The sequence below is a fragment of the Sinorhizobium sp. CB7 genome (genome assembly GCF_041357635.1).
GTDB lineage: Bacteria > Pseudomonadota > Alphaproteobacteria > Rhizobiales > Rhizobiaceae > Rhizobium.
In genome coordinates, this window is sequence record NZ_JAULLL010000003.1 from 84,700 (window position 1) to 98,649 (window position 13,950).

At 58.0% G+C, this 13,950-nt stretch carries 10 protein-coding genes and 2 pseudogenes; 8 read left to right on the plus strand and 4 right to left on the minus strand.

Translation table 11 applies throughout. From position 1 onward, the window contains the following. Positions 1-64 precede the first annotated feature (64 nt). Positions 65-367 (plus strand): annotated as a pseudogene (locus AAE029_RS07560) (IS110 family transposase); the annotation flags it as partial. Positions 368-989: 622 nt separating this feature from the next. Here AAE029_RS07560 and AAE029_RS07565 read toward each other — a convergent pair. Beyond that, positions 990-2,015 (minus strand): glycine betaine/L-proline ABC transporter ATP-binding protein, encoded by a 1,026-nt coding sequence (locus AAE029_RS07565; RefSeq protein WP_371072211.1) that lies wholly within the window; start codon positions 2,013-2,015, stop codon positions 990-992. A gap of 10 nt (positions 2,016-2,025) precedes the next feature. Continuing rightward, on the minus strand, positions 2,026-2,931 hold the full coding sequence (locus AAE029_RS07570) for an ABC transporter permease (protein WP_371072212.1): 906 nt from the start codon (positions 2,929-2,931) through the stop codon (positions 2,026-2,028). A gap of 218 nt (positions 2,932-3,149) precedes the next feature. Between AAE029_RS07570 and AAE029_RS07575 the strand changes: the two genes are divergently transcribed. Then, complete coding sequence (locus AAE029_RS07575) at positions 3,150-4,253, plus strand: mandelate racemase/muconate lactonizing enzyme family protein (protein WP_371072213.1); 1,104 nt, start codon at positions 3,150-3,152, stop codon at positions 4,251-4,253. On the opposite strand, the gene AAE029_RS07580 is transcribed toward AAE029_RS07575, so the two are convergent. Next, positions 4,230-5,180 carry a LysR substrate-binding domain-containing protein gene (locus AAE029_RS07580; protein WP_371072214.1) on the minus strand — a complete coding sequence of 317 codons (951 nt, stop codon included), beginning with the start codon at positions 5,178-5,180 and terminating at the stop codon, positions 4,230-4,232. The two genes, AAE029_RS07575 and AAE029_RS07580, sit on opposite strands and share 24 nt — an antisense overlap. Before the next feature lie 163 nt (positions 5,181-5,343). Here AAE029_RS07580 and AAE029_RS07585 point away from each other — a divergent pair, with 163 nt between their 5' ends. From AAE029_RS07585 to AAE029_RS07610, 6 genes are all read left to right on the plus strand, one after another. After that, complete coding sequence (locus AAE029_RS07585; protein ID WP_371072215.1) at positions 5,344-6,894, plus strand: trimethylamine methyltransferase family protein; 1,551 nt, start codon at positions 5,344-5,346, stop codon at positions 6,892-6,894. 135 nt (positions 6,895-7,029) lie between these two features. Beyond that, the gene (locus AAE029_RS07590; RefSeq protein ID WP_371072216.1) at positions 7,030-8,025 is read left to right on the plus strand and encodes a GlxA family transcriptional regulator; all 996 of its coding nucleotides are present in this window, start codon (positions 7,030-7,032) and stop codon (positions 8,023-8,025) included. A gap of 273 nt (positions 8,026-8,298) precedes the next feature. Next, on the plus strand, positions 8,299-9,273 hold the full coding sequence (gene proX / locus AAE029_RS07595) for a glycine betaine/L-proline ABC transporter substrate-binding protein ProX (RefSeq protein WP_371072217.1): 975 nt from the start codon (positions 8,299-8,301) through the stop codon (positions 9,271-9,273). Between the two features lie 229 nt (positions 9,274-9,502). Beyond that, positions 9,503-10,414 carry a dihydrodipicolinate synthase family protein gene (locus AAE029_RS07600; RefSeq protein ID WP_371072218.1) on the plus strand — a complete coding sequence of 304 codons (912 nt, stop codon included), beginning with the start codon at positions 9,503-9,505 and terminating at the stop codon, positions 10,412-10,414. Continuing rightward, a complete protein-coding gene (locus tag AAE029_RS07605; protein WP_371072219.1) occupies positions 10,407-11,924 on the plus strand; it encodes an aldehyde dehydrogenase in 1,518 nt (505 codons plus the stop codon). The genes AAE029_RS07600 and AAE029_RS07605 overlap by 8 nt, the downstream gene beginning before the upstream one ends. Beyond that, complete coding sequence (locus tag AAE029_RS07610; RefSeq protein ID WP_371072220.1) at positions 11,921-13,267, plus strand: NAD(P)/FAD-dependent oxidoreductase; 1,347 nt, start codon at positions 11,921-11,923, stop codon at positions 13,265-13,267. Before AAE029_RS07605 ends, AAE029_RS07610 begins: the two co-directional genes overlap by 4 nt. Before the next feature lie 26 nt (positions 13,268-13,293). On the opposite strand, the pseudogene AAE029_RS07615 reads toward AAE029_RS07610, so the two are convergent. Further along, positions 13,294-13,714: pseudogene (locus AAE029_RS07615) on the minus strand (ISNCY family transposase); the annotation flags it as partial. Between the last annotated feature and the right edge of the window lie 236 nt (positions 13,715-13,950).

Consider the following 13,950-nt stretch of genomic DNA (forward strand, 5'->3'; position numbering starts at 1 on the left):
AGATGCGCTGACGATCCGCCACACGACGGCCACGTCCACGCCTGCGGCAATCAAGTCCGAGTTTGCGGTGATCCTGAAGTTAGAAGGCCTGTTCCGGCACTACGACAATCGAAGGCAGAAAGCAGGCAGTTCCCGGCCGCGAACGACAATGGTCGAGCTGCCTGGCTATGGCTGCGCTACCAACCGGAGTCGTTTCTCACCTGCCGGTTTAAGGAGAGCGTCGCACGCAATGTGGGGGCGCCTCAAGAAGGCGATGATCGTGGCGCTCGCCCGCAAGCTGCTAGTCGCATTTTGGAAATATCTCAACGCCGGAGTCATCACTGAGGGGCGGTCACGAAGCCCGCCTGATCGGCGACAGCTCAACTGAAAACTAATCCCATCCGCAGGACCTGATCAGTCCTGACGGATCCGGCTGAACGGACCACGGCCCTCATGGGTTTAATAGCCAAGATCAAGAATGGTCCCGTTTCCTGAGCCCCTCCCGCCGCAAGCGGGACCGTGGTGCAGCCGCCCGGAGCGGCGACCGGATGTGACATTTGTACACACTCGCGGACCGCGCCGGTAAACTGTCGGGCTCAGACATGGATGGGCAATAGGCAAAGACGTACTGCCACGGAGATAATCTTTGACTGTAAACTCCTCATGTTAGGAGGATCCAACTGCCCCCCACGACGGCATCTTCGACATTGTGCGTCACTGGCCCGGCCGGGGCGGGCGGTGACCTCGTCAAGGTCTTGACGAAGTTCAAGTGGACCCAAACACCCTGCTCGACAGCTTACAGCGCCGTGCGTCTTACAAGACGCACAAAGGTGGCTGTAGCACTTTGAAATGCTGTATATTTTATCCTTAGATCGGCTCCGATTTAAGGAAACGTGCAGTAGGCGCCTACGTGTGGCAGATCAATTATCCAACGGGAGCGAAAAAGAGCCAGCGGCTGCACAGCGATGCAGATGGCCACAAGCAGGTCGGCTGGCTGCATTCGCTTTGGTTTAGCCGCTAACAGCATTCAACAGATCGTAACGGGAGATCGTGCCGATCGGCCGCTCGCCATCGGATACTGTAATTACTCCATCATGCTCTTTCGCTATCTGAAGAAGCTTGGAAAGCTTGTCGGTTGAGAGAACGGAGGGGCCAGAAAGATTGGGAACTTGTCCGTCGACGATAGGCCGCATCACCTTGCCTGCGGAAACGAGTTCCAGGCGGGAGATGCCCTTCACGAAGTCGGCGACGTAATCGTCGACAGGGGCCGTCACGATTTCCTCTGCTGTTCCGACTTGCACGAACCGTCCGTCCTTCATGATCGCGATGTGGGTGCCCAGTCTAATCGACTCTTCCAGGTCATGGGTAATAAAGACGGTGGTTTTCTTCAGCTCCTTGGAAAGGTCGAGGAACTGCTCCTGAAGCTGGCGTCTGATGAGCGGATCAAGCGCGGAGAAAGGCTCGTCCATCAACAGGATTTCGGGATCGGCGGCCATCGCCCGGGCCAGGCCCACGCGCTGTTTCATGCCACCGGACAACTCCTCTGGGAAGCGGTCGCTCCAGCCGTCGAGGCTCACCAGGCCAAGCTTTTCCATGGCGATGTCATGCCGCTGTTGCCTGCTCATGCCGCGCAGCTCCAAACTCAGGGCGACGTTATCGATCACCGAGCGATGGGGGAGCAGGGCCATGTTCTGGAACACCATTCCCACGCTCTGGGATCGCAACTGCCTGAGCTGAGGGCCGTCCAGCGCGTTAACGTCCTGACCAGCGACGCGGATAATGCCCGCCGTCGGCTCGACAAGACGATTGAGGTGACGCACCAACGTGGACTTTCCGGAACCGGAAAGCCCCATGATACAGAAGATCTCGCCCCTGCCGACGGTAAACGATACATCGGCGACGGCGACAACACATCCGTATTCGGCGAGAATATTCTTCTTACTCAACCCGCGCTCGTTGACGGCCTTCTGTGCGTCCTTCGACTTCTGCCCGAATATTTTCCAGACGTTCCTGCATTCTATAACTGCATCGGTCATTTGTGGCTCCTCAGTTCTTGACAGCCGACGACTGAGGCAATCCGCTCCGCGCTTGCGGCTCTGGTGTCTTGATGAACGATCTCACGATTCCAATTGGACCACGCGTCAGCCATTCGCCTCTCTTCCGGGGTCTTGCGAGCGCTTGTGTTAGTCGGTCCAATACGATTGCGAGGGCAACGATTCCAAGGCCACCTACCGTGGCAAGGCCAATATCGAGCCGCCCGATCCCGCGCAAAACCATCTGACCAAGACCGCCTACGGCGATCATCGAAGCAATGACGACCATCGAAAGCGACATCATTAGCGTCTGGTTGACGCCCGCCATAATCGTTGGAAGTGCCAACGGCAATTGCGCCTTCCAGAGCAATTGGGATTCCGTGGAACCGAAAGCACGCATTGCTTCTACCACATCGCCAGGAACCTGCTTCATCCCGAGATATGTAAGTCGAACAACCGGCGCGACAGCGAAGATGACAGTCACAATGACACCCGGCACGTTACCTATTCCGAACAACATAACGACCGGCACAAGATACACGAACGCAGGTATCGTCTGCATTCCGTCCAGCATCGGGCGGAGGATTGCGTAAAGCATGTCGGATCGCGACGCCCAGATGCCGAGCGGGATGCCGATAACCACGGCGAAAATCAGCGAGGTCAAGACAATCGACAAAGTGAGCATTGTATCCGGCCAGACGCCAATGAAGCCGACAAACAAAAGAGTGGAGGCAAGGCCCAAGGCCAGCCTGATCCCGGCAATTTGCCATGCAACAAGAGTGACGACGACGATGACAAGTGTCGGAGGTATTGTGCTTAATGCTGTCATGAATGACTGAAGCATCGAGTCGATGGGACCTTTCACCGCCTGGAAAAAGGGGCGGTAATTGTCGACCACCCACCTGAGACCAATCGTCATCCAGTCGGCGAGTGGAAGCTTCCCGCAAGCAAACGGATTGAGAATTCCGCATTCTGCCATTTGTTCCCTCTTTTCGTTAGTTTTTGCTTAAGAGTTCTAAATAGCACATCCCGAATACCCTACCGGCGCAAAAAAGTAGCGTCTCAGGTGACTTTATTTCTGCTGTCTTTGTTTCGCCGAGCTCATAAGCTTCCTCTTCGAAGAGAATGGAGACACTGATGAAGCTGACCGGGATCAATGTGTACAACGTCGACGTGCCCGCTGCGGGTGGATACAAAATGGCGTCTGCGACGGTGGTTCATCTCCAGAGCACGGTGGTCGAACTCGTCACGGACGAGGGCATCATCGGCTTCGGTGAAACCTGCCCGATAGGTCCTGTCTACCAGCCTCAGCATATGCTCGGCGCGCGGGCGGCGTTGAAGGAAATCGGGCCGAGCCTTATCGGCCTCGACCCCAGGAACATCGGTCAGTTGAACCGCGCGATGGATGCTGCCCTGAACGGCAGCAGGTATGGGAAGGCTGCCATCGATGTCGCCGCTTGGGACATAACGGGCAAGAGCTATGAGCGGCGGGTATGCGACCTTCTCGGCGGAGCCACAGGAGACACGATTCCGACCTACTTCTCGATCACGACGGCGTCGCCTGACGAAATGGCGAGGGAGGCCCGGGAACGGCAGCTAGAAGGCTATGCCCGCATCCAGCTGAAGATCGGAGGGCGTGACGTCGAGGAGGACATCGAGACTCTGCACAAGGTGAAAGAGGCGGTCAAACCTGGATTGAGGATCGCAGCCGATGCCAACCGCAGTCTTACAAGCCGGGACGCGCTGTTCCTGTCGCAGCGCTGCCGGGACATTTCCATGGTTATGGAGCAACCCTGCAACACGATGGAGGAGATCGCCTCCATTCGCCATCAGCTCTGCCACCCGGTCTACATGGACGAGCTTGCAGAGGACGTGAATAGCGTCATGCGTGCTATTTGTGGCGGTCTGGTAGACGGTTTCGGTATCAAACTGACGAGGGTGGGAGGTATCTCCGCGTTGAGAACGGTTCGGGACATCTGCGACGCCCGCAGCCTTCCCCATACGTGCGACGACGCGTGGGGCGGCGACATCATTGCCGCGGCCTGCGTGCATGTCGGCGCAACGGTAGCACCGTCCCGGTTCGAGGGATCCTGGATCGCCGCGCCCTACATCGAGGGGCACTATGACGAATCCAATCCCGTCCGCATCGAAGGTGGCCGCATCAAGGTGCCGACCGGACCGGGACTAGGCGTAACACCGGACAAGGCGAAGCTAGGCTCACCAGTCATGACGTTTGGCTGAGGCCATCTGGTCAGGAGCGATCTTTCGCTCCTGCTCGGCCATCTCCCGCAACCAGTCCCGGAGGACTTCGGCTGCACCTGATAGTTCTCGGTTATTGTTGGTCGTCAGGTAGTAAGCGCCTGGCGCCGGGATCATGAGATCGGTGAGGCGCACCAATCTCCCCTCATCGATGAAGGCTCGGATTAGTCGATCCCAGCCGACGGCAACGCCTTGGCCAGCCATGGCAGCCTGCACCGCGACGTTGAATTTGCCGAATCTCCGGCCGCCGCCATGCCCATGGGGAATTCCGGCACGCAGAAGAACCTCGTCCCAACTCGCCCAGTCAGGGTCGACCCAGTCGACATGGAGATGTGGCAATTCGCCGAGTTCTGCCGCGGTCACGTCCGGATGCGCTGCCGCAAACGCCGGGCTGCAGACGGGATAGATTGTATCATCGAAGAGCAGTTCAGCTGTCTCGTCGAGCCACGCTCCAAACCCGTAACGGACGCGCAATTCAACCTCGGCGCGACGGTAATCCTTGGCATTGTCCGAAATCAGATGGTCGACTGCGATGTCGGGGTAGCGTCGCCAGAAGTCCGGCATCCGGGGGATAAGCCACATTGTCGCAAAGGCGTCCGTGCAAGCGATGGTCACATTGCGGGCTCGATCACCCCGTTTGATCGCTCGCACCACGTCCGAGGCCTTGGAAAATCCGCTAGCCAGGACGTTGTAAAGCTCTTCACCGGCAGGAGTGAGGGCCACACCCTTTCCATTCCGCAAAAAGAGCGGCACTCCCACCTCCTCTTCGATTGCTTTCACCTGCCGGCTGATGGCGCCTGGCGTGACATTCAGTTCGCTGGCCGCCAATTTAAAACTTAGATGGCGCGCTGACGCCTCAAAGACGGCGAGCGTTGTAAGTGACGGAAGGTCGTAGAACCTACGAACCATTTGGTCCACCCCTCCAGAGCGACTGTGACTGCGAATGCTAGCACAATAGTCAACTGCCGCGTGAGACTTTTGCATTTGGTTATTCACGAACCCTCGGTCATTAGTCTAGTCCGTGCGCGACGTCGAGTTTCCGCACACACAAATCCGGCAGGAGGCAGGCGCAATGAACGCTCAAATTAATGCGACTAGAAGGGGGGGCCGCGACGCTCGCAGGGCGCTTCGAACCACCCCCAGGTTCCAAATGCTTCCCACACTTAAGCGGGGGCTTCCGAACGTGGAGCCTATGAATCGGGAGCAGATCGAGCGCATTCACAACGCTTCAATGGATATTCTTGAAGAAGTCGGTGTCGTGTTCCGCGATCCCATCGCGTTGGAAGACTGGAAACGCGCCGGTGCTGATGTGCGGGAAGAGCGCGTTCATCTCGATCGCGCTCTCGTCATGGACCTCATTAAGACCATCCCGCCCGAGATCAAATACTACGCCCGGAATCCGGAGAACAATGTCGAGCTTGGAGGCAGAAAATCAATTTTTGTTCCGATGACGGGCGCGCCCTACATGCGGGATCTTGACGATGTGCGCCGCGGACCGACGATCGCCGATTTGGAAACGTTTCACAAGCTCGCCCACATGATGCCGGCGCTGCATTCGTCCGCCCATCACATTGTAGAGCCGATGGATATCGTGGTGGCACACCGCCACCTTCACATCACCTACTCATCGATGAAATACTCAGACAAAATGTTCATGGGGATGACGACATCGCCCAAGAACGCCGAAGACGTGCTCGACATGTGCGCCATTCTGTTCGGCGCAGAATTCTTGGAAACACACGCCGTTGCGACGGGAAATTGCAACGGCAACTCCCCGCTCGTGTGGGACCAGACCATGCTCGGAGCCATGCGCGCTTTCAACCGCCGAAATCAGCCGGTTCTATGCTCTCCGTTCGTTCTCGGAGGGGCGAATACTCCTGCGTCGACAGCCGCGGCCGTGGCTCAGTTAAATGCTGAAGCCCTTTCAGCTCTTGCGTATACTCAGGTTGTGCGTCGCGGGTGCCCCGCAATTTACGGACATTACTTGTCGACGGTCTCAATGCAGTCGGGCGCTCCAATGGCTGGAACGCCCGAGATCTCGCTCATGAACTTTATGATCGGGCAGATGGCACGGCACTACAACGTTCCCTGGCGTACCTCAAACCTCCTTGGCGGCGCGAAGATGTTTGACGCACAATCCGGTTATGAAAGCGCCATGACTATGATGGCGGTTCTCATGTCCGGGGCGAACTACATCTGGCATTCGGCGGGATGGAATGAGGCGGGGATGCATTGCTCCATCGCGAAGTTCATGGTCGACTCCGAAGTCTGTGCAATGGGATATCGGATGGCTGAAGGCATAAAGTGGGATGACTTCGACGAGGCTCTCGCAGCCGTGCGTGATGTCGGTCCCGGCGGCCATTACCTCGGACATCCGCATACCCAGGCGAACTTCGAAAAGGCCTTCTTCATTCCGCGGCTTTTCGACAACAATTCGATTGAGCAATGGGTGGCGGACGGCTCCAAAGACATCAAGCAGCGCGCACTTGAACAGGCCCGATACCTCTTGTCGGAATATCAAGAGCCCAAGCTCGACGAAGCAATCGACGAGGAGTTGCGCGCCTACATTGACCGCCGGAGCCGAGAGATCCCTGCGGTCGACGCACTCAATGAAGATCATTGATTTATTGGAGCCTAGCTTTGCCTTGAAGAAGCGAGCCCGGATATGAGGAGACATTCGGAACAAGTGAGCGGGCTAGGCTCCCTGTGGACTGATCGGTTGATGCCCGAAGCTGCCACTTCGATCGCGGATGAAAGCATGACGATCGCCATTCTTCTCTTCCCGGGCTTTTCACTTCTCAGCCTCTCCTCATTTCTCGCACCGTTCGAGACGGCAAATACTATTTTAGGAACACAGAGATATCAGTGGCTATTCGCGAGCGAGTCCGGCATCGCGGAATCCTGCAGCGTCGGTTTGGAGGTGCCCGCCCCGCATCATTTTCTGCAGATCATGCCAAAAATGCCGTCATTTGGTAGGAAGGATATGGTTGTCTTGGTTGCGGATGGCAGCACCGAGCCAAGTACACCGACCGAACTTGCCGGCGCGATACGACGCTGCATCCGCCAGAACACTCCGGTGGTGGCCTTGGGAACGGCAACATGGCTTCTCGCGGAAATGGGCGCACTGGCTAATATGGAGTGTACCATCCATTGGGAGAAGATGGCCGCATTCTCGGAGACCTTCAGGGAACTGCGGGTGAGGGATTCCATCTACACAGACGACGGTGGCATTTGGAGCTGTGCCGGCGAAACTTCTGCATTTGACCTTGCGATCGCTCTGCTCGAAAGAACTATCGGAACACATCTGACAGCCGATATCTGCAAACGCAATGTGGCCGACAGAGCGAGGGACCAGACACATCGCCAAAAGGGCTGGATACCGTGGAGCGCCTATTGTACGAGCGGGAAACTGCTAACAGCCATCTCATTAATGGAGGAGTGTGTCGACGAGCCGCTAACACTTGACCGCATAGCCGATACGGTACGGACCTCTCGGCGGCAACTTGAACGACTATTTGAGACCTACCTTAGCACCACGCCTCACAAATATTACATGAAGCTGCGGCTTGATCGGGCAAAGCAACTCGTCGAGCTCACAAACAAGTCGATCGTCGAGATCGCGATTGCCTGTGGCTTCGTTTCGGCATCGCATTTCTCCAAATGCTATCGACTTCAGTATGGCTGCAGTCCCGCCCAAACAAGACACCTTCGTGCGAGCAACTTGCGTAACTCAAGCACCGTGTCGAGCGGCTGATTTTCGCAGACCTACGGATAGGATCTGGCTTCCATTGGAACGGTCTTTGCAATTGCGCGTCGGTGCAGCCGGAGGAATGGTCGAAGCTGAGCAAACCAAGCGGATCAACGCATTTAAGTCACCTGACGGTCTACTTTTTTGCGGCGTGGACTTCGAAAAACATGTGCTACCACTTTTACAACTCCTCGGGAGGACAAGGTCGCGGTTCCTCTAGGCGCTGAGTGCCGCGCAGCCAAGGACGGTTGAGCGTCGACAAAATAGGGGAACTGAGCCATGAAAATTAGAACTACCGCTGCCATCGTCGCCGCACTTCTGTATTCCGGCGGCCTTGCATCCGCCGCTGACAAAGTCACTCCCGCCTATTCGGGCATTACCGAGGAGCTCTTCCAGACCTATGTTGTATCCCAAGGCTTGACGGAGCTTGGTTATGACGTCGCCGAACCTACTCAAATCCAAATTCAGCTCGCCCATGTTGCAGTCGCCAATGGCGATGCCACATTTTACGCCGCACACTGGGAACCGCTTCACGAAGCATATTGGAAGGAGAACGGAGGCGACGAAAAGCTCGTTCGTCTCGGAAAGCTCTCGACTAACTCCCTACAAGGCTATTTGATCGACAAGAAGACTGCCGATGCCTCCGGCATCAAGTTCCTCGAAGACCTCAAGGATCCGGAGAAGGCGAAGCTATTCGACACCAACGGCAACGGCAAGGCCGACCTCTACGGTTGTGAGCCCGGCTGGGGCTGCGAGCGGGTCATCGAGCACCAGCTCGACGCCTACGGGCTCCGTGACACGGTCGAACATCAGCAGGGCGGTTACTTCACCATCATTCCCGACGCGATCGAGCGCGTGAAGGAAGGCAAGCCAGTTCTCTACTACACCTGGACCCCGCTTTGGGTCTCCGCGATACTGCGCCCGGGCCACGAAGTCATCTGGCTCAATGTCAAGGAAACCTCCCTGCCTGATGGTCAGACCGGCAACACTTCCGTCGAGGGACTCGGCAACCTCGGCTTTCCGGTCAACGATCAGATGGTGATCGCGAATACCAAGTTCGTGAATGCCAATCCGTCTGCCAAGAAGTTTTTCGAGTTGGTGCAAATCCCGGTTGAAGACATCAACGCTGAAAACAAACTCGTCAACGACGGTGAGAAGTCGAACGAGCAGATCATGAAGCATGCCACGGATTGGATCGCCGCCCACAAAACTGAATGGGACCAATGGATCGCGGAAGCCAAGGCCGCGAAGTGATCGAGGGAGCCACGCTGCCGCCGACGAGCGGCAGCGTGGCTCCCTGTATTCGACCGCGGGCGCATGCAAGACCGGAGCCGTACGCTCGTGGTAGCACAAGGCCTGAATGGGCGTCCTCCTCCCGGTCCGAGACCTCGGGCGCCGATGCCATGACGACCACGGATGCGTAGCGACCGCACCCGAAACCGGCCGGATGCCTGAGAGTGCCGCAGCAAAATGGAGAAACCGCTTGAAATTCGAAGGCATCTATACCCCGGCGGTCACGCCACTGGGCCCGGACGGGCAGATTGACAAGAGGGCGTTCGCTGCCGTGCTCGAATCCCTCATCGAGGCGAAGGTGCACGGCATCATCGTCGGAGGATCGACGGGTGAGTACTACTCCCAAACCGCCCAGGAGCGGTTCGATCTTGGCTCCTACGCCAAAGAAGTAATTGGCACGAGAATCCCTCTTATCATCGGCACCGGCGCAACCCGGACCGAGGACTCGGTGGCATACGCGACAGCGGCCAGGGAGATCGGCGCGGACGCGATCCTCGTCTCCTCGCCGCCCTACGCGCTCCCGACGGAGCGAGAGAACGCCGTCCATGCGCTCACCGTAGACCGCGCCGCCAACCTGCCGATCATGCTCTACAACTATCCCGCGCGTATGGGCGTGATGATGAGTGACGAGTACTTCTCCCGCGTGGGTAAGTCGAAGAACGTCGTCGCGATCAAGGAAAGCTCCGGCGAGATGGGCAATGTTCATCTGCTAGCTCGAAAATTCCCGCACATCTCGCTCTCCTGCGGCTGGGATGACCAGGCGCTCGAGTTCTTCGCATGGGGTGCCAAGAGCTGGGTCTGTGCCGGTTCCAACTTCTTGCCCCGGGAGCATGTCGGCCTCTACGAAGCGTGCGTTCTCGAGAAGAACTTCGACAAGGGCCGCGCGATGATGACCGCGATGCTGCCTCTCATGGATTTCCTGGAAATGGGCAAATTCGTCCAGTCCATCAAGCACGGCTGCGAGATCGTCGGACTGAAGACGGGCGGCGTGCGCACGCCGCTTCGCCCGCTTAACTGCGAAGAAAAAAGAACACTCGAGACCGTTATCGCCACTCTCAAGCGCACAGTCGCACAGATCACGTCTGGAGCAAACCATGCATGAACCTTTGACTGCCGCCGAATACAAGTCCATTGCCGCGAATCTCGAGCTGCCGTCGAACTGCTTCATCGACGGCTCCTACCGTCCCGCGAACACCGGCAGGACCTTCACCACAATCAACCCAGCAACAGGTCAAACACTTGGCGAAGTCGCCGCCTGCGATGCGTCGGATGTCGATCACGCTGTTTTCAAGGCCAGGCAGGCGTTCGACGACGGCCGCTGGCGTCTCATTTCGCCGGGCGAGCGCAAGGCCACATTGCTGAAATTCGCGAAACTTCTCGAGCGCAACCGTCACGAGCTCGCCGTCATGGAAAGCCTCGATAGCGGCAAGCCGATCCGGGAATGCCAGACGGTCGACGTCCCTGATACAATTCACACGATCCGCTGGCACGCCGAGCTGATCGATAAGCTTTACGACAATGCCGCCCCCGTAGGGCATAACGCGCTGACCATGGTCGTGCGCGAGCCGGTGGGTGTGGTCGGCTGCGTTCTGCCGTGGAATTTCCCTCTCCTCATGCTCGCCTGGAAGATCGGCCCGGCACTCGCCGCAGGATGCTCTGTGATCGTAAAGCCCGCAGAAGACACGTCGCTGACCACGTTGCGTGTCGCCGAGCTCGCATGCGAAGCCGGGATTCCTGCGGGCGTGTTCAACGTGGTGACGGGAAGTGGCAAGGATGTCGGCGAACCGATCGGGATGCACATGGGCATCGACATGGTGGCTTTCACCGGCTCGACTCCGACCGGCCGCCGCTTCTTGCGCTACGCCGCCGATTCCAACCTGAAGCGTGTCGTCCTCGAATGCGGCGGCAAGAACCCGGCTGTAGTGCTTGATGACGCCGAGGATCTGGATCTCGTCGCCGAACAGGTCGTCAACGGTGCGTTCTGGAACATGGGTGAGAACTGCTCCGCGACCTCGCGACTGATCGTCCACGAAAGTGTGAAGGACGACCTCCTCAACCGCATCGGCGCCTACATGCGCGAATGGAAGACGGGCAATCCGCTCGACCCCGAAAACCGCATCGGCGCGCTTGTGAGCAAGAAGCACTTCGAAAAGGTGAGCTCCTATTTGGACGACGTCAAGAAGGAGAAACTGACGGTAGCCCACGGCGGCAAGACGCAGGATGGCATCTTTGTCGAACCGACGGTCGTCGAGGGCGTGAAAACTTCCAGCCGCCTCTTTCAGGAGGAGATTTTCGGACCGATCCTTTCAGTGACTACGTTTAAGACAATGGCGGAAGCCGTCGCCCTGGCGAACGACACCAACTACGGCCTCACCGCATCGCTGTTCACTGGGAGCCTGAAGAAGGCGATCCGTCTGTCCCGCGAGATCCGCGCTGGCGTTGTTACGGTGAATTGCTTCGGCGAGGGCGACGCCACGACTCCGTTCGGCGGCTATAAGGAATCGGGCTTCGGCGGCCGCGACAAGTCGGTTTTCGCGCATGACAACTATTGCGAACTGAAGACCATTTGGATCGACGTCTCGGATCGCTCAGTGGATGAGACAATCCGATGATCGAAAAGACTGTGAAGCGGCTCCCCGCCGAGAACGGAAGGTCGGGTTGGGAGGCGATCAGCGAGCGCAGGTTTCCCGTCCGCACCCTCGAAGGCAATACCAGCGCCGACTGGTTGATCGTCGGTGCTGGCTTCGCCGGGTTGTCAGCGGCACGTCGTCTCTCCCAGGTCCGGCCCGGCGATAAGGTCGTCGTGCTAGACGCGCGTGAGGTGGCGGTCAACACGGCAGGGCGGAATTCCGGTTTCATGATCGACGTTCCGCATAATCTCTCGTCGGGCGAATACGCCAGCGCAGGAGCGGATGCCTCAAAAATCGAGATGGCGCAGAACCGGTTCGCCATTGGTTTCGCTGCCGAGATTGCCGAGGAGTTCGGCATGTCGTCCGAGACGTTCAACCGATCCGGCAAGATCAACGCCGCCGCGACCGAACGCGGGATGAGGCTCAACGCCAGTTTCGGAAAATCGTTGAAGGCAAACAATGAACCGCATACGTTTCTGGATGCCGCCGAGATGCGAGAACTCGCGGGAACGTCCTACTACATTGGCGGGCTGTTGACGCCCGGTGCGGTGACGATCCAACCCGCCGACTACATCCGCGGCCTCGCGGGCGGCTTGTCGTCCAAGGTCGACATATTCGAGAACTCCCCAGTCACGTCGCTGAGGCGTGCGAATGGAAACTGGACCGCCGTCACCCCTCGCGGGACAGTTACTGCGCCGAAGGTGATCCTCGGGGTGAACGGCCACATCGAGGACTTTGGGCATTACAAGCGTCGGCTAATGCACATCTTCGCCTATGCATCGATGACGGCACCGTTTCCGGCCGACGATCTCGGACGTCGTGCTTCCGGGCGCGATCGTTGGGCCTTGCTGCCCGCCGACTCGATGGGAGCGACAGTTAGGAAGTTCACGACGGAAGGACAGTCTCGTATCGTGATCCGGACCAAATACACTTACGAGACCACCGTCATCGCTTCCCAATCCCGGATGGAGAAGATGGCAAGGGCCCATCGCCGCGCTTTTGACGCGCGGTTTCCCGGACTGCGTGAGATCCCTTTCGAGCACACATGGTCCGGCCGTCTTTGCCTAAGTCGCAATCACGTACCCGCTTTTGGAGAGATCGAAGAGGGCCTCTACTCCGCTTGCTGTGAAAACGGCCTCGGGACGGTGAAAAGCACGCTGGCGGGTATCATGGCGGTCGATCTTGCGACTGGAAAGACATCGCCTGAACTCTCGGAGTTCATGGACAATCCTCCTCCGTCGAAGCTGCCGCCGGAGCCATTCGCCTGGCTCGGCATCAATTCCGTCATTCGTTACCAGGAATTCCGAGCGGGTCGCGAAGGCTGATGTTCGATAGCAGAATGTCGGGGCTACTGAACCAGTTCTCCATAGCTTCCCGTCGCAGCCGCGGCTGATGAAACGTCCGCCGCTGCTTGCGCGACAGCCAAAGCCCGGCCTGTGACATCCAGCTGCGCAGCGTCTCGCGCGTCACCGTCAAGCCATGGTCTTCCGCCAGCTTCTCGCGCGCCAGCGTCGGCCCGAAATCCAGATAGCGTTCGCGGATCAGATCTAGCGCCGCATTGCGAAAATCCTCACTGTGGCGCCGATTGCTCGGTGGTGATCGCTTCTTCGAAACAAGGTCGGCTTCACCGGAACGGTCAGCCTGTGGACCTGACTTCGGCTGAGATTGAGCAGTTCGGCAGCCTGCACAACGCTCAGACGCTGACTGCGGATCTTCCGGACGACTTCGAGGCGATGCAACTCTTTCTGCGACATGGTGATCAAACAGGACACGATAACTCCAACCGCTCATGGTCTGGACCAGGCTGAAGGTCGTCATCCTTACTCCCAACGTTGGCATTGACCAGAACGTCGAGACGCGGGACTGTCGCATCTCTATTGGAGAATCTAAGCCAAGTGCATCATGGCCGGTTTTGAGGGTAGGGGATCAGCTCCCGTCTTGCAAATGCGCCATGAACACCTCGGCCGGCGTTTTGTAGCCGAGGCATTTTCGCGGCTTATTGGCATGT